General features: G+C 73.3%; 12 protein-coding genes. 5 read left to right on the plus strand and 7 right to left on the minus strand.

From position 1 onward, the window contains the following. Positions 1–59: 59 nt before the first annotated feature. The 4 genes from ACH4S9_RS41575 to ACH4S9_RS41590 all read left to right on the plus strand — a co-directional run bounded on the left by ACH4S9_RS41575 (position 60) and on the right by ACH4S9_RS41590 (position 5,053). Positions 60–1,688, plus strand: a complete 1,629-nt coding sequence (locus ACH4S9_RS41575; protein WP_311723015.1) for an AMP-binding protein — start codon at positions 60–62, stop codon at positions 1,686–1,688. Between the two features lie 198 nt (positions 1,689–1,886). Further along, the gene (locus ACH4S9_RS41580) at positions 1,887–2,936 is read left to right on the plus strand and encodes a LacI family DNA-binding transcriptional regulator (protein WP_398376948.1); all 1,050 of its coding nucleotides are present in this window, start codon (positions 1,887–1,889) and stop codon (positions 2,934–2,936) included. Between the two features lie 163 nt (positions 2,937–3,099). Then, positions 3,100–3,768 carry a ThuA domain-containing protein gene (locus ACH4S9_RS41585; RefSeq protein ID WP_398376881.1) on the plus strand — a complete coding sequence of 223 codons (669 nt, stop codon included), beginning with the start codon at positions 3,100–3,102 and terminating at the stop codon, positions 3,766–3,768. 55 nt (positions 3,769–3,823) lie between these two features. Then, positions 3,824–5,053, plus strand: coding sequence for an alginate lyase family protein (locus ACH4S9_RS41590; RefSeq protein WP_311723012.1), 1,230 nt, complete (start codon positions 3,824–3,826; stop codon positions 5,051–5,053). Positions 5,054–5,268: 215 nt separating this feature from the next. On the opposite strand, the gene ACH4S9_RS41595 is transcribed toward ACH4S9_RS41590, so the two are convergent. The 5 genes from ACH4S9_RS41595 to ACH4S9_RS41615 all read right to left on the minus strand — a co-directional run bounded on the left by ACH4S9_RS41595 (position 5,269) and on the right by ACH4S9_RS41615 (position 13,477). Continuing rightward, positions 5,269–7,788, minus strand: a complete 2,520-nt coding sequence (locus tag ACH4S9_RS41595; protein WP_385349985.1) for a SpoIIE family protein phosphatase — start codon at positions 7,786–7,788, stop codon at positions 5,269–5,271. Between the two features lie 94 nt (positions 7,789–7,882). Continuing rightward, positions 7,883–8,698, minus strand: a complete 816-nt coding sequence (locus ACH4S9_RS41600; RefSeq protein WP_398376883.1) for a RimK family alpha-L-glutamate ligase — start codon at positions 8,696–8,698, stop codon at positions 7,883–7,885. Beyond that, positions 8,695–9,597, minus strand: coding sequence for a RimK family alpha-L-glutamate ligase (locus tag ACH4S9_RS41605; protein ID WP_398376885.1), 903 nt, complete (start codon positions 9,595–9,597; stop codon positions 8,695–8,697). Before ACH4S9_RS41605 ends, ACH4S9_RS41600 begins: the two co-directional genes overlap by 4 nt. Positions 9,598–9,708: 111 nt before the next feature. Further along, positions 9,709–10,563: an ABC transporter permease gene (locus tag ACH4S9_RS41610; RefSeq protein WP_398376886.1), complete on the minus strand. Its 855-nt coding sequence runs from the start codon at positions 10,561–10,563 to the stop codon at positions 9,709–9,711. A gap of 208 nt (positions 10,564–10,771) precedes the next feature. After that, positions 10,772–13,477 (minus strand): CocE/NonD family hydrolase, encoded by a 2,706-nt coding sequence (locus ACH4S9_RS41615; RefSeq protein WP_398376887.1) that lies wholly within the window; start codon positions 13,475–13,477, stop codon positions 10,772–10,774. Positions 13,478–13,718: 241 nt separating this feature from the next. Between ACH4S9_RS41615 and ACH4S9_RS41620 the strand changes: the two genes are divergently transcribed. Continuing rightward, on the plus strand, positions 13,719–14,003 hold the full coding sequence (locus ACH4S9_RS41620) for a hypothetical protein (RefSeq protein WP_385349995.1): 285 nt from the start codon (positions 13,719–13,721) through the stop codon (positions 14,001–14,003). A gap of 57 nt (positions 14,004–14,060) precedes the next feature. On the opposite strand, the gene ACH4S9_RS41625 is transcribed toward ACH4S9_RS41620, so the two are convergent. Then, positions 14,061–15,200 carry a class I SAM-dependent methyltransferase gene (locus ACH4S9_RS41625; RefSeq protein ID WP_398376888.1) on the minus strand — a complete coding sequence of 380 codons (1,140 nt, stop codon included), beginning with the start codon at positions 15,198–15,200 and terminating at the stop codon, positions 14,061–14,063. Next, on the minus strand, positions 15,197–16,489 hold the full coding sequence (locus ACH4S9_RS41630; RefSeq protein WP_398376949.1) for a glycosyltransferase: 1,293 nt from the start codon (positions 16,487–16,489) through the stop codon (positions 15,197–15,199). Before ACH4S9_RS41630 ends, ACH4S9_RS41625 begins: the two co-directional genes overlap by 4 nt. Positions 16,490–16,513 lie beyond the last annotated feature (24 nt).

Raw genomic sequence — 16,513 nt, forward strand, 5'->3', positions numbered from 1 at the left:
GGGGACACCACCGGCCCCTGGATTTGGATTCCGCTCGCCTGCACGCACGAGGAGCCCACTTGACCAGCCCGGAACAGCGCATGGCCGACCTGCTCAAGACCTTTGGAGATCCGGGCGCGTCCACCGCCCAGCTGCTGTGCGACCGGCACCCGGCCGACGCCGTCGCCTTCACGGTGGTCGGGGCCGACCTCAGCGGGCACGACATGACCTACGGCGAACTCCGCGACGCCTCCGCGCGGATGGCCGGCGCACTCACGGACCTCGGGGTGGGCCCCGGCGACCGGGTCGCCACGCTGATGGGCAAGTCCACCGAACTCCTCGTCGCGACGCTCGCGATATGGCGGATCGGGGCCGTCCAGGTGCCCCTGTTCACGGCGTTCGCGCCCCCGGCCATCGCGCTGCGGATCACCGGCAACGGTACCAAGATCGTGATCACGGACGCCGGGCAGCGCCCCAAGCTGGCCGCCGGCCCCGACCTCCCCGCCGACCAGCCGTGGCGGATCGTCACCACCGGGCCCACCGACGAGGGCGACCTGTCGTTCGCGGAACTGCTCCAGGGACACGCCCCGCTGGAGGAGCCGGCCGCCCTCGGCGGGGACGCGACCATCGTGGAGCTGTTCACCTCCGGCACCTCCGGCCCGCCCAAGGCGGTGCCGATCCCGCTGCGGGCCGTCGCGGGCTTCGCCATGTACCAGGAGTTCGGCCTCGACCACCGGCCCACCGACGTGTTCTGGAACGCCGCCGACCCCGGCTGGGCCTACGGGCTGTACTACGCGATCATCGGCCCGCTCGCCCTCGGGCAGCGGAGCCTGCTGCTGGGCGGCCTGTTCTCCGCCGAATCGACATGGCGGGTGCTGTCCCGCTTCGGCGTCACCAACTTCACCGCGGGCCCCACCGTCTACCGCAAGCTGCGCACCACCCCCGCCCCCGACGGGGTGCGGCTGCGGTGCGCCTCCGCGGCCGGCGAGCCGCTCCCGGCCGACGTGATCACCTGGGCGGAGCAGGCCCTCGGCATCCCGGTGCGCGACCACTACGGCTCCACCGAACTGGGCATGGCCATCGCCAACGGCTGGCACCCCGCGCTGCACGCCGAGCTCAAGCCCGGCTCCATGGGCCGGCCCCTGCCCGGCTGGAGCGTGACCGTTCTGCGCGAGGACACCAACTCCGCCGTCGCCGAGACCGGCCGGCCCGGCCGGGTGGCCGTGGACATCGCCAAGAGCCCGCTGATGTGGTTCGAGGGCTACCGCGACGCCCCGGAGCGCACCGCCGAGAAGTTCAGCCCCGACGGACACTGGTTCTACACCGGCGACACCGCCTCGCGGGACGATGAAGGCCACCTGTACTTCTCCGGGCGCAGCGACGACGTGATCCTGATGGCCGGATACCGCATCGGCCCGTTCGAGGTGGAGAGCGTGCTGCTGGAGCACGAGGCCGTGGCGGAGGCGGCCGCGGTCGGTGTGCCCCACCCGGAACACGGCGAGATCATGGAGGCCTTCGTGGTGCTGCGCGCGGGCACCGAGGGCGATGACACCCTCGCCGCCGAGCTCCAGCAGCTGGTCAAGGACCGGCTCGCCAAGCACGCCTATCCCCGCAGCGTGCGCTTCGTCGCCGAGCTTCCCAAGACGTCGAGCGGGAAGACCCAGCGCTTCCTGCTGCGCCCGCGGCAGGTCAGCTCCCGCGCTCGCTGAGAGACAGGTCCGGGGCGGCCCGGCTCGACTATCGTGAGCGGTTACGCGACGGCGGGGGTACCTCCCAGCGGTAGCTGGGGGAAACTGAGCCGAAGGCGCGCGAGGGGAAAGGCCTACGTGAACGAGGCAGCAGAGGCGACCGGCGCGGGCACACCGGGCAAGGCGGGCAGGCGGACGGAGAACACCACGGGCAAGGACGTGTCCACGGTCAGGGACGTCGCCAGGCGCGCCGGGGTCTCCGCGTCCACCGTCTCGCGTGTCATGGGCGGCACCTATCCGGTGGCCACGGCCACCCGGGCCAAGGTGCTCAAGGCGATGCGCGAACTGGACTACGTGGTCAACGCGCATGCCCGCGCGCTCGGCGGGTCCACCAACAAGACGGTGGCCTTCGTCGTGGACGATGTGACCGGCCCCTTCTACGCCCACATCGCGCGCGGTGTGGAGGAGCAGGCGTCCGCCGAGGGGCGGCTGTGCATGCTGTGCACCACCCACGGCGATCCGCAGCGCGTCCTCGCCGTGGTGGAGATGATGCGCGAGCAGCGGGCCGACGCGGTGATCGTGGTGGGCGGCGCCTGGGAGGACAAGGCCTACCAGGACCGGATGGCCCACTTCGCGCACGCCCTGGACCGGGTGGGGTCGCGGCTGGCGCTGGTCGGCAGGCCACCGCTGGGCGAGGGCGTGCCCGCCACCGTCGTGGACTACGACAACGAGGCCGGCGCCTTCGCGATGACCACCCACCTGCTCAGCGCCGGACACCGGCGCATCGCCTATCTGGGCCGGGTCCCGGGGCTGTCCACGAGCACCCAGCGGATCAGCGGCTTCACCCGGGCCCATGAGCTGATGGGGCTGAGCCCCGACCCCGCCCTGATCCTGGACGGAAACTTCACCCGCGCCCACGGCTATCGCGCCGCCCAGGAGCTGCTGGCCTCAGGAGCCGACTTCAGCGCGGTGTTCGCCGGGACGGACATGGTGGCGGCGGGGGCGCTCCAGGCGCTGCGCGAGGGTGGCGTACGGGTGCCCGAGGACGTTTCGGTGGCGGGCTACGACGACATTCCGGTGGCGATCGACGTCTTCCCCGCGCTGACCACCGTGCATGTGCCGCACGAGGAGCTGGGCCGCACCGCGGTGCGGCTGGCCCTGCACCGCGACGAGCTCCCCGAGAGCCAGCACCAGGTGCTCGGCACCCATATCGTCATCCGGTCCTCGACCAAGAGCCCGGGCCGGCCCCAGAGCCGGGAAGCCGGCTAGAAAACGGTCTCTGCCGAGCGCTCCCGGACCTCGGGAGCCGCGGCGGAGACCGTCGAAAATTTTCGCGTCTGGTAGCGGTGGAAGACGGCACGGCGAGGGACGCCCATGATGGGCACCGGTTTCCTTGAACCCCCACCCGCACGCCTTCCGGGAGCGACCCACCATGACGCAGAGCCGGCCGAGGTTCCTCGTCTACACCCGCACCACCGCCTATCGGCACGACTCCATACCCGAGGGCGTCCGCGCCTTCCGCGAGCTCGGCGCCGAGCACGGCTTCGAGATCGAGGCGACGGAGGATCCGCGGGCCCTCGAAGGCGACCTCGACCGCTTCGCGGCCGTGCTGTTCCTCTCCACCAGCGGCGATGTCCTCACCCCCGAGGGGCGGACGGCGCTGCGTGCCTACTGCGGGAGGGGCGGCGGGTTCATGGGGGTGCACGCCGCCGCGTGCACCGAGTACGGCTGGCCGTACTACGGCGAGCTGCTCGGGGCCCGCTTCGCCCGCCACCCCGCGCTCCAGCCGGGCGTGCTCACGGTCGAGGACCGGGACCATCCGGCGACCGGCCATCTGGGCGCCACCTGGTCGTTCACCGACGAGTGGTACGACTTCGAGGCCAGCCCGCGCGGTGCGGTGCGGGTGCTGGCCTCCGCCGACGAGACCTCGTACGAGGGCGGGGGGATGGGGGACGACCATCCACTCGTCTGGTGCCATGAGCACGGCGGCGCGCGGGTCTTCTACACCGCGCTCGGACACGCCCCCGAGGCGTATGACGACCCCGCCTTCCGCGCCCATCTCCTCGGCGGGCTCCGCCATGTGGCCCGATCGCAGCCCTGACCACATCCCGCACCCCCCACACACACAATCCCCCCACGATGGGAGTGACTTCTCGATGAGCCGCGAGAACACACACAAGCTCAGCCGCCGCGGAGTGCTGAAGGCCGCCGGAGGGCTCGCCCTCGCCGGCGCCGCCGGCGGCATCACCTCCGCCGTCACCGCGGGCTCCGCGGGCGCCGCCCCGGCCACCTTCACCCACCCGGGCATGCTGCACGCCTACGGTGAACTCAACCGGGCCAAGGTGCGGGTGGCCGCCGGGAACGACCCCTGGCTGGCCGGCTGGAACCGGCTGATCGCCAACTCGCACGCCCAGTCCGGTTGGAAGGCCAACCCGCAGGCCACCGTCGTCCGCGGCGGCACCGGCGAAAACTACGGCATCCTCTACAACGACATCCACGCCGCCTACCAGAACGCCCTGCGCTGGAAGATCGCCGGGACCACCGCCCACGGCGACACCGCCCGGGACATCCTCAACGCCTGGTCCGCCACGCTCACCACGGTCACCGGAAACGCCGACCGGTTCCTGGCCGCCGGGATCTACGGCTACCAGTTCGCCAACGCCGGCGAGCTGATGCGCGGTTACTCCGGCTTCGACCTCGACCGGTTCAAGCGGATGATGCTCAATGTCTTCTACCCGCTGAACAACCAGTTCCTCACCGGTCACAACGACGCCTGCATCACCAACTACTGGGCCAACTGGGACCTGTGCAACATGAACTCGATCCTGGCCATCGGCATCCTGTGCGATGACGGGGCCAAGTACGACCAGGCCGTGAACTACTTCAAGAACGGCGCGGGCAACGGCTCGATCAAGCACGCCGTGCCCTTCGTCTACGACGACCAGGGCCTCGCCCAGTGGCAGGAGTCCGGCCGGGACCAGGGCCACACCATGATGGGCATGGGCCAGATGGGCGCCTTCTGCGAGATGGCCTGGTCCCAGGGCGAGGACCTGTACGGCTACGACAACAACCGTTTCATGAAGGCCGCCCAGTACGTGGCCAAGTACAACCTCGGCCAGGACGTCCCCTTCACCACCTACACCTGGGGCACCGGCCAGAACTGCGCCCAGCAGTCCCAGACCGTGATCTCCTCCGCGAGCCGCGGCCAGACCCGGCCGGTTTGGGACATCCTGCACTACCACTACGCCAGGCGCCGGGGCCTGTCCGTCCCGCACATCACGGCCATGGCGGAGAAGGGCCGCCCCGAGGGCGGCGGTGGAGACTACGGCTCCACCAGCGGCGGCTTCGACCAACTGGGCTTCGGCACCCTGCTGTACGCCAAGTAGGGCATGCCCGCCGCGCGGGGCGCGCTGCCCCCGTGAGGTGGTACGACGGTCTTCGTCCGACGTCGGTCATCCCGAGGCTCCGCAGTTGTTGCAACTCCAACCGCCGCTCGGCCCCTGGATGACCGGCGCTCCGCACTGACTGCAGTTCACAGCGGTCCCCCTCCTCATCCTCTACCCAAGAAGACGCCGTATCTCTGTCCAAGGCTGCCCGGAATTCAGGCGGAGATCGAAACGGCGGCGTCCGGGCGGCCCGCGGGGAGGCTCTGCTCGGCCCAGATCACCTTGCCGTGCGCGGTCTGGCGGGTGCCCCAGCGCTGGGTGAGCTGGGCGACGAGCAGCAGTCCGCGACCGCCCTCGTCGAAGCTGCGCGCCCGGCGCATATGCGGAGCGGTGCTGCTGGCGTCGGAGACCTCGCAGATCAGCCCGGTGTCATGGATCAGTCGCAGCTGGATGGGGCTGCTGGCGTGCCGGATGGCGTTGGTGACCAGCTCGCTCACCACCAGCTCGGTGGTGAAGACGGCCTCCTCCAGCCCCCAGGCCATCAGCTGCCGCGAGGCCCACCGGCGCGCCTCGGCGACGGTCGCCGGGGTGGCCGGCACATCCCGGCTGGCGACGCACCCGGCATCCAGGGTGCGGGTCCGGGCGACCAGCAGGGCGATGTCGTCACCGCCCCGCTCCGGGGTGAGCGCGTCCAGCACGGACTGGCACACCCGCTCGGGCGACTCGGCCCGCCCGGCCAGCGCCCGGCACAGCAGCGCCAGGCCCTCGTCGGGGTCGCGGGCGGCGGACCGCAGCAGACCGTCGGTGTACAGGACGAGCGTGCTGTCCTCGGGCAGCTCCAGATCGACGGTCTCGAACGGCAGGCCCCCCACGCCCAGCGGCGGCCCCGGAGGCACCCTCGGCAGCGTGACCGCGCCGCCGGGGGTGACCACGACGGGCGCGGGGTGGCCGGCGCTGGCGAAGGAGGCCGTGCGGGTGATCGGGTCATAGACCCCGTACAGACAGGTGGCGCCCAGCTCCCCGGCGGTGCCCTTCCCCTCCCCGGCGGTGTGGGCCTCCTCCTCGTCCAGCCGGATGACCAGATCGTCCAGGTGGGTGAGCAGCTCGTCCGGGGGCAGGCCGATGTCGGCGAGCGTGCGCACCGCGGTCCGCAGCCGCCCCATCGTCGCCACCGCGTGCACCCCGTGACCCACCACGTCGCCCACCACCAGGCCGATCCGGGCGCCGGAGAGCCTGATGACATCGAACCAGTCGCCGCCGAGCCCGGCCGCGGTGCCCGCCGGCAGATAGCGGGATGCGATCGAGGCGGCCGCCTGCCGCATCCCGTGCCGCGGCAGCATGCTGCGCTGGATGGCCAGCGACACAGCGCGCTCCCGCGTATACCTGCGGGCGTTGTCCACGCACACCGCGGCCCGTGCCGTGATCTCCTCGGCGAGGAGCAGATCGTCGTCGTCGAAGGGCTCCCGCGTCCGGTGGCGGTAGAACATGGCGACCCCGAGCGTCGTGCCCCGGGCGCTCATCGGCACCGCCATCACCGAGTGCATCCCGTACCGGCGCACCGCCTCGGCACGGCGGGGCACCTCATCGGTCCAGCGCCGGAACTCCGGGTCCCGGACGGTGTGGCGCACACCGCGGCCGGTGGTCAGGGCCTGGGCCGGAGGCGAGTACTCCGGCCAGGAATCCGCGCCCCCGGCCTCCAGCGACGCCTCCGGGCAGCCCGGCAGCACGGACTGCTGCGCGATCCGGCGGAAGTCCACGGCGCGGCTCGCCGGGCCCACGGTCGGCTCCTGCCCGTGGTAGATCGAATCCAGCAGATCGACCGTGACGAAGTCGGCGAACCGGCCGACGGCCACGTCCGCCAGCTCCTGCGCCGTCCGGGTCACGTCCAAGGTGGTGCCGATCCGGACGCTGGCCTCGTTGACGATGGTCAGCCGGCGGCGGGCCCAGTGCTGCTCGGTGTCGTCGAAGACCAGCGCGGACATGCCCCGCACCCGGCCGGCCGCGTCCTTGATCGGGATCAGATAGCAGGCCCGGGCGCGCTTGCCGGGCACGCCGGACATGCCCCGGCCGTACGACTCGTGCCGCACGCCCTCTCCGGTGCGCAGCACCTGCTCCTGGAGGCGGTCGAGCTCCTGGAAGACGGGGCGCGGGTCCATCTCGCGCAGCCGCAGCCCGCGTATCTCCTCCAGCCTCCGGCCGGTGATGCGGGTCATGGCCGCATTGGCGTCCACCAGGCGCACCCGCGTGTCGTAGATGGCCACGGGCACCGGCATCTGGTCCAGCGTCCAGTCCGACAGCAGCCGCGCCTCCTCGGACTGCCCGGCCTCCTCGGGCTCCTCGGACCGCCCGGACTCCATGGCGGCCGCCGCCTCCGGGCCCGCTGCCACCAGCCAGTGGGTCACGCCCCCGACGTCGGTCAGCAGATATGCCTGCACCGCCAGCTCCACGCGGTGACCGTCCCGGTGCCTGGTCCCGATCCGGCCGCTCCAGCCGTCGCCCGGCCGCGCGTGCAGATGGCTCCGGGCCCCCGCAGGAAGATCCCCGGCGAGCAGATCCCGCACCGGATGCCCCAGCATCTCGCCGGGCTGGTACCCGAGCACCCGCACCGCGTCGGGCCCCCACGCCGTGATGAATCCGCGGGTGTCGACCTCGATCGCGGCGGAGAGCGGTCCGGCACCGGTGTGTCCGAGCCCTGCGGTCCCGCCCCGGCGCGTCGGAATGTCGTTCTTGCGCATCGGCGTCTCTCTCGCTGGGCCATGCTCCGTGCCCGGGCTCCGCGGCCCGGACGCCACGGCTCCTCAACTCAATGATCCCCGGGCCCGGGCCCGCTCAATCGACCCCCGTCCCGGCGGTGCGCACCGCCAGCTCGGCCAGCGCCTCCGGGGCCCCGGCCTGGCCGCGCACCCCCGGAAAGGCGTTGATGTCCACGATCAGCGGCTTCCCGCCGCCCGCGTCGATCACATCCACGCCGTACACCCGCAGCCCGAAGACCGACCCCGCCTCCAGCGCCAGCCGCGCCCAGCCCTCCGGCAGCTCCCCGGGGCCGAGCGACAGCGCCGGGCCGCGGCCGGGATCCGCCAGCTCCGACCGGCGGACGGCCGCGAACAGCCGGTCCTCGATCACCCACAGCTTGTGGTCCCAGCCGCTGTTCTCGGTGAACCGCTGCACCACCACCGGCTCGTCCGGCCAGACGGCGCGCAGGGCCCGCAGCCCGGCGGCATCGTCGACCCTGGCCACCAGATCGTGCCGCCTGCTGTGCCGGCTCTTGATCACCACCGGATACGCGAGCTCCTCGGCGGAGAGCCGGGCGAGGGCCGACACCGTCCGGGTGCGCGCGAACGGCATCCCCGCCCGGAGCGCCAGCGCGGCCATCGCCGTACGGTCCTGGCACAGCTCGGTCGCCCCCGCCGCGTTCAGCACCGGAGCGCCACGCTGCTCCAGGTAGCGGGCCAGGCCGAGGGCGCGCGGCGTCCGCGCCTTGAGCAGATAGACGTCGGCGAGCGCGCCGAAGGAGTCCGGTTCGTCCGGCGCGCCGTCCCAGGCGCCCGGATCCACCGCCTCCACCCGATGCCGGGGCGTGAGCAGCGCGGTCGCGGCGGCCAGCAGCGGATGCCCCGGCTCCGCGGTGATCAGACCGATCCTCATCGGCCCTCGACGGCGCTCGCGGGAACCTGTTCCGCCACCCGCGCCCGCGCCGGGGCGGGCACCACGGCCGCCGCCCCCGCCCCGCCCGCGCCCCGGCGGGCCAGCTCCAGCACGGCCCGCCCCACCCGCGCCGCCGCATCCGGCACCTGACGGAAGCTCGGGAAGTCGTTCACATCGACGATCACCGGGCCGTCCGGGCCCAGCAGCACATCCACCCCGTACAGATCCAGGCCGAAGGCCGCCCCGGCCTCGGCGACGATCCGGGCCACCTCGGCGGACAGCGGCACCCGCCGCTCGCGCACCGGCCCGTCGGGGTGCAGCGGCGAGCTCCGCTCGGTCGCGTACAGCTCGCCGTCCACGCAGTACACCTTGAGGTCGACCCCGGAGTTGGCCACATACGGCTGGGCGATCAGCATCCCTTCTCCCGCCAGCTCCGCCCGCAGCGCGGCCAGCCGCTCGGGGGAGGAGACCAGCCGCACCGCCCGCCCGGAGCTCCCGTCGGCGGGCTTGACCACCAGCGGGAACTCCGCCGCGGGGATCTCGGTCAACGACTCCGGCCGGGCCGCGGCGTAGGTCAGGGGCATCGGCAGCCCCCGGGCCCGCCCGATCGCCGCCGCCAGCACCTTGTCCCGCACCCCGCGGATCGACCGCGCGTCATTGACCGTGGTCAGCCCCACGGCCGCCGCGGCCTCCAGCAGCGTCAGGCCCGGCCCCCCAGAGACCGTCTTGAGCACCCAGGCGTCGTGGCTGCCCGCCCCGACCGTCTCCGACACGCTCACCAAGGAACTCCCGGGCCACAGCACATCCACCCGGTGTCCCCAGGCGGTGAGCTGCCGGATCACCTCCAACGGCATGCCGTCGTAGCGGTAGTGCTCCTCCACCAGAAAGCAGAGCCTCATCGACCATCCCTGTCACGCCGGACGTTCGCCGACCGATCCGGCGCGCCACAACGTCTCAGCATGTCATGACGGCCCGGCAGACTCGCGGGCGGGAACCGAACGGCCGTCCGCTCAGGAGACGATGTCCTTGCGGTTGAACCCGCGGAAGGCCAGCGCGATCAGCACCAGCGCGTAGGCGACGGAGACCGCCACACCCTCCACCATGCCGCTCCACTCCGCCTGTGGCTGTAGCGCGTCGAGCCAGGCGAACTGCCAGTGGGCGGGCAGGAAGTCACGCCAGGATCCGAGCGCGGTCACCGCGTCCAGCACATTGCCCACGATGGTCAGCCCGACCGCTCCGCCGACCGCGCCCAGCGGGGCGTCGGTGACCGTCGAGAGCCAGAACGCCAGTGCCGCGGTGACCAGTTGGGACAGGAAGATGTACGCGACCACCACGCCGAGCCGGCCCAGCGCCTCGCCCGTGGGCAGCGACCCGCCGGTGGGCAGCCGCAGCGGGTCCCAGCCGTACGCGACGGTCCCCACCACCAGCGCCACCAGCGGCAGCAGGACGATCGCGGCCGCGCTGAACCCGAGCGCCACCGTGAGCTTGCTCAGCAGCAGCCGGGTCCTGGGCACGGGCGCGGCCAGCAGATAACGCAGCGAGGACCAGTTGGCCTCGGCCGCGACGGTGTCCCCGCAGAACAGCGCCACCGGCACGACCAGAAGAAACGCCGCCGAGACGAACAGCGCGGTGGCGGCGAAGTTGGCCCCGGAGGCCGTCGCGGTGACCATCAGCGTGGTCCGGTTCTCGCGCCCTTCCGGGGTGCCGCCCAGCGCGAAGGCCGCGACGAGCACGAACGGCAGCGCCGCCAGCACCGTCGCCATCACCAGGGTCCGGCGCCGGCGCAGCTGCCGGACCGCCTCGACCCGCAGCGGCAGGGTCCGGCCCGGGCGGTGTCCGGGCGCCGCCTCCGTCAGCGAGCTCATGCCCCTGCCTCCCGCTCGGTCTCGCCGCGCTTCCCTGCGCGGGCTTCCCTTGTCACTGCTCGCTCCTCCGACACTGCGCCCCAAGACACGCGCCCCTCCGCCCGCTCAGTCCTGGCGCGCTCCAACGCGCGGGCTTCCTTCGTCACTGCTCGCTCCTCCGTCGCTGCGCGGCTCCTCAGTCCAGCCCGCGCAGCGCGCCATGACACGCTCACGCTGCCCCTCCTCCGATCAGGGTCAAGAACGCGTCCTCCAGGCGTCGGTTGGGCCCGAAGCTGGTCACCGGGATCTCCAGCCGCACCAGTTCCGTGAGCAGCCGCGCGGGACCGGTGCCGTCCAGGCGCACCAGCAGCCCGTCGCCGGTGCGCACCGCCGAGGCGACCCCGGGCAGCGCGCCCACCTTCTCCACCAGGGCGTCGCTCAGCTCGCCCTCGTGGCCCACCAGCAGGCTGTTCCCGGTGCCGGCGATCTCCTCGACCGGGCCCGCCTCGACGAGCCGGCCGCGGTCCATGACGACCAGATGGGTGCAGGACTGCTCGACCTCGGCGAGCAGATGGCTGGAGACGATCACGGTGCGGCCCGCCGCCGCGTACCGGATCATCACCTCGCGCATCTCGCGGATCTGCGGCGGGTCGAGGCCGTTGGTCGGCTCGTCCAGGATCAGCAGATCGGGCAGCCCCAGCATGGCCTGGGCGATGGCCAGCCGCTGCCGCATGCCCTGCGAGTAGGTGCGCACCGCGCGCTCCAGCGCGTCGCCGAGCCCCGCGATCTCCAGCGCCTCGTCCAGACGGGCGTCCTTGGCGGGGCGGCCGGTGGCCTGCCAGTACAGCTCCAGGTTGGCCCGGCCGGTCAGATGCGGCAGGAACCCCGCCCCCTCGACGAAGGCGCCCACGCGGGAGAGCACCGAGGCGCCGGGCCTGATGGCGTGGCCGAACACCCGGATCTCACCGCTGTCGGGGGTGATCAGCCCCATCAGCATGCGCAGGGTGGTGGTCTTGCCCGCGCCGTTGGGCCCGAGCAGCCCCAGGACCTGTCCCTTCTCCACGGTGAAGGAGAGGTCCTGCACCGCGTACCGGTCGACCGACTTCGCGTACCGCTTGCTCAGGTCCGTGATCCGCAGCGGCACCTCGGCCAGCTCGGGGTCGGGTGCCGGGGCGGCGGTGCGCCGCCTGCCGGTGAGCAGCAGGACCAGCGCCACCGCGGCGGCCCCCAGCGGCAGCCCCCACACCCACCAGGGCAGCGGGGCGGCCTGGGTGCGCACCTCGGGCGCGGTGGGGACCGTCAGACCGCCGTCCGCGAGGGCGACGGTGTACGTGGCGGGCTCGGCCGGCGAGGCGTAGCCGAGGTCGGTCGCCGCGAGCACCAGCCGCAGTCGGTGGCCCGACTCGACCTCGTGGTCGACGGCGGGCAGCCGGAGCTCGACGGTCCTGCCGCGCTCGGCGCCGGTGACCCGCACGGGGGAGACCAGCTGGGAGGGCAGCACCTGCGCCCCGTCCGGCCCCACGTCGTACACCTTCGCGAACAGCACCGCGTCGGGCGCGTCCGCCTTCACCCGCACCTTGACCGAGGGCGAGCCGGTGATCCGCAGCGACCGATCCAGCGGCGCCGAGTCGAAGCGGGCGTACTGCCCGGGGAAGTCGAGGGAGACCCCGACGCCCAGGGACGAGGCCTGGGACAGACCCGCGATGCCCGGCACCGAGGAGACCGCCGACGGCCCGCCACCTGGCGGGTTGGCGAACGACTGCTCGCGGCCGCTCAGCCGCACGGTCCGCCCGTGGCCGGTCAGCCCCGGATAGCTGTCGCCCGTCGCGCCGCGCAGCCGGGCGGCGCCGTTGGTGGAGTCGAACCCGCCGGTGCGGGTGATCCGGAAGGCGGGCCCGGTGTCCGTGCCCTTGTCGCCCTTGAGATAGCGGTCGAACCACGCCCGGGTGCGGTCGGTGACGCGCGCGGTCTCGGGGTCGCCCCCGTCGTGTCCGCCGGCGATCCAGTCGACGGCGACCGGCGCCCCGTTGGCCTTGATGGCCTTGGCCATCGCGTCCGACTGGCCGAGCGGGAAGAGCGAGTCCGTCTGGCCCTGGAGGATCAGCGTCGGAACCTTGATCCGGTCGGCCACGGCGGACGGGCTGCGTTCCTCCAGCATCCGGCGGGCGGCGGCGTCCGGCTTGCCGGACACCGCGACCCGCTCGTACATCTCGCACAGCCGCTGCTCGAACCGGCCGCAGCCCTGGCCGCGGTCCCGGTTCAGGCCTTCGCGACCCTGGCCCTGGCCTCCGCGTCCCTGGGCGGCGGTGGGGTCCGCCGATCCGGTGGTGAAGAAGATCCCCGTCCAGAGCTTCTTGAACACGCCGTCGGGGAAGAGCGAGTCGGCCAGGTTCCAGTAGGTGATCGCGGGAGCGATGGCGTCGACGCGGCGGTCGTACCCCGCGGCGAGCAGCGAGACGGCCCCGCCGTACGAGGCGCCCGCCACCCCCACCCGGGGGTCGCCCGCGGCGTCGAGCCGCACCTCGGGCCGCTTGGCCAGCCAGTCGACCAGCCGCCGGACATCGGCCACCTCGTGGTCCGGGTCGTTCAGCCCGATCTTCCCCGTGGACGCGCCGAAGCCGCGCGCCGACCAGGTCAGCACCGCGTACCCGTCCCGGGCCAGCTCCTCGGCCTGTGCGCGCACATCGTCCTTGCTGCCCCCGAAGCCATGGGCCAGCAGCACCGCGGGCCTGCGGCCGGAGCCCGAGGTGAAGTAGGAGGTGTCGATGCGCGTCCCCGGCATGCGCAGCACCTGGTCCTCGCGGTGGACGGATGGGCGACCATCGGACGCGGCGGCGACGGCCGCCCAGGTGCCCGCGCCCGCGAGCACGGCGACCGCGGCCACCGCCGATACCAGCAGCCGTCTGCCGCGCAGCCGGGTTTTTCGCAGAATCATGTCTGCACCCTAAGCGGGCGGTCTGAGCACGGCAGCTGACACCGGGTGGATTCCGCAACCCTCCCAGGGGAGTATTCCGTCCGCCGGATGTACGACGGGCGCGGTATGGCGAGCGAGGTGGGGAGGCGCGGCGAAAACGGCCATCCGGACGCCCTCAAACCGCCTGTGGCCAGGGTCTTTTGTCAGTGCCCGGCAGTAGAATGGAGGGGTAAGAACAAGGGTCCCCGACCTCCTTTGGAGGATGCCGATGGCCACTGCCGCCACACCTCTTCCGAACCTGCCGAACTACGCGACCCTCCCGACGAAACGAGTGCCCGCCGGACGTCCGCGCGAGTGGTACGAGAACCACCACCGCCGGCTGAAGGCCATGCGCCTGGCCATCGCCCTGCTCAACTCAGGGGTGTACCGCCCCGAGCAGGCGCCCAACCGCAAGATACGCACCACGGCGGCCCGGATCGGGGTGCACCCGCCCTCCAACACCACCTGCCGCATGGTGCGGTCCCTCATCCGCTACGAGCACCGCTGACTCCGGTCCCCGCCGGGCCGTCTTTCCCGACGGCCCGGCGGGGCCTTCCGGCCCTTGTCAGTCGCGCCGGGCGACCACCCGGTAGGCGTTGGACAGATGACGGCGGCCGGCCAGCGGCCTGATCACCAGGTGGTCCAGCGCGGCCGTCGCCAGCAGGACGGGGACGCCCGCCAGCACGGTCGCCGTGCGCAGCGCCCGGCGGAACCGGCCCGGCGGGGACGACAGCCAGGGCTGCTCCTCACGCGGGGCGATGGCGTTCAGCAGCAGCCACACCGCCCCGAGCAGATCGACCGGGTCGTGCGGCCCCGCGTGCTCCTCGGCCACGACGGTGAAGCCGAGCCCGGACAGCTCCCGGCGCAGGTTGGCCACGGGCACGAAGTGGAGGTGCTGTGGCTGGAGCCATGGCAGCCACCAGCGGCCCAGCAGCCGGGAGAAGCGGCTCTCCGGGTCGGGCACGTCGATCAGCAGATGTCCGCCCGGGCGCAGCGCGCGCCGAGCCGCGCGCAGCTCGCCCCGGGGGTCCGTGCTGTGCTCGAGATAGTGGAACATGCTCACCACGTCGTACCCGTCGGCCAGTTCCGCCACCCGCTCGACGAAGCCGCCGCGGATCCCCCGTGCCACCCGGCCCGCCCGCTCGGCCAGCTCCACCCCCGCGCTCAGGTCAAGACCGTCGAAGAGGGTCCCGGGGAAGACCGCGCGGGCCGCCTCGCAGAAGTGGCCGTGGCCGGTGCCGACGTCCAGCCAGTTCTCCGGTGCCTTGGCGAACGGGCGCAGCGACTCGGCGCGCCGGACGTAGGTCTTCCGCCGGCCGGCGAAGAGGCCCGCCATGTCCTTCTCGCCCAGGCCGTCGTAGAAGTCCCGGTAGTAGAACTCCAGGCCCTCGCCGCTCAGCCGCGGGTTCTGGAACACATGGCCGCAGTCCCGGCACCGGTCCAGCCCGAAACCGCCCGGCTTGTGCTGGAAGAGGTCCGTGGTGCGCAGCCGCTCCTCCAGCCGGTCCGAGCCGCACCACGGGCAGTCGGTCCGGCGCGGCTCGAAGAGCCGCTCGGTGCCCCGCGCGAGATCGTCCGCATAGCGCGGGCGCAGCGCGGCGACGGCCGCGGCGCGCGCGGCGCCTTTCTTCAGGGCCTGGTTGGCCGGGCCGTGCGCGTCGCTTGCCGGGCCTGGCGTGGTGGGTGGTTCGACGCTGCTGCTCATCCCTCCTCCAAGGGGGTTGTCCGGGGTGTTCGCGCAGGTACCGTGCGGATGGCCCGCGCGGCCAGCCGTTCCAAGTGGTCGGCGGCCGCCGCGGCGCCGCCGGCCGCGCGGAAGGACGCCTTGACGCGCTCGGCCGCCGCGCGATGGCCCGGCTCGTACAGGACGGCGTCCAGCGCCTCGCCGAGCCCGGCCGCCGTCACCCGGCCGAACCGCACCCGCACCCCCGCCCCGGCGGCCACCACCTGCCCGGCGACCACCGGCTGGTCGTCGCGGATGGGCGCCACCACCAGCGGAACGCCGTGCCACAGCGCCTCGCACACGGTGTTGTGCCCCGCGTGGCACACGACGGCCGCGACCCGCGCCAGCAGGGGCAGCTGCGGGACCTCGCGCACCACCAGCACGTCCTGATCCACAGACGTGCCGGGCCAGGGCCGGGTGTCCAGCGCGCCCGCGGGGTCGACGAGCACCGCCTGGAGGCGGCCGGCGCGGGCGCGCACGGCCTCCCGGCAGACGGCGAGGAAGCGCGCCCCGGAGTCGGCGTTGACGGTGCCCAGGGTGACCAGGACCGCCGGGCGGGCGGGGTCCAGCCAGTCCCAGGGGAACTCCGGCGCGCCCGGGCGCGCGGCGATCGACGGGCCCACGAAGCGGATCCGCTCCGCGGCCCGCACGGGCCGGCCCGCCAGCTCCTCGGTGGTGAAGGCCAGCACGAGATGCGGCGAGAAGCGGGGATCCGCGGTGCCGGCCGGGTCGCCGACCCGGTCGCGCAACTCCTCCAGCAGCCCTTCCAGCCACGCGCCGACCCTCGGCATGCCGTCCAGCGCGCCGGTGAACTCGGCCGAGGTGGTGGCGGAGGTGGCCCACGGCACGCCCAGCCGCTCGGCGACCAGAGCGCCCGCGACGGCCTGCTGGTCGGCGACCACCACATCGGGCCGGAACTCCTCGACCGCCGCCCGCACCCCCGGGGCCATCGCCTCGGCCAGTGGCACCAGAAAGCGCTCCCACAGGAACTTCAGCGCGCCGGGCCCCCGCACATCCGCGGGGCGTGCGGCGCCGCCCGCGCCCAGGGACGGCCCGGCACAGCGGAAGACGGTCGCCCCGGCCACGGGCGGCCGCCCTATCGACTCCGGCAGTCCGGCCCAGGCCACCTGGTGGCCGCGGGCGGCGAGTTCGGCGCCGACGCCGAGCGTGGGGTTGATGTGTCCGACGAGCGGCGGTACGACGAACAGGAAGCGGCGCCCGGCGCGCGGCTCGTCGCCTTCGCGGGCGTCGCTCATCGAGCCGTCGCTCATCGAGCCGTCGCTCAGGGAGCCGTC

This window comes from Streptomyces sp. NPDC021225 (genome assembly GCF_044332865.1).
Lineage (GTDB): Bacteria > Actinomycetota > Actinomycetes > Streptomycetales > Streptomycetaceae > Streptomyces.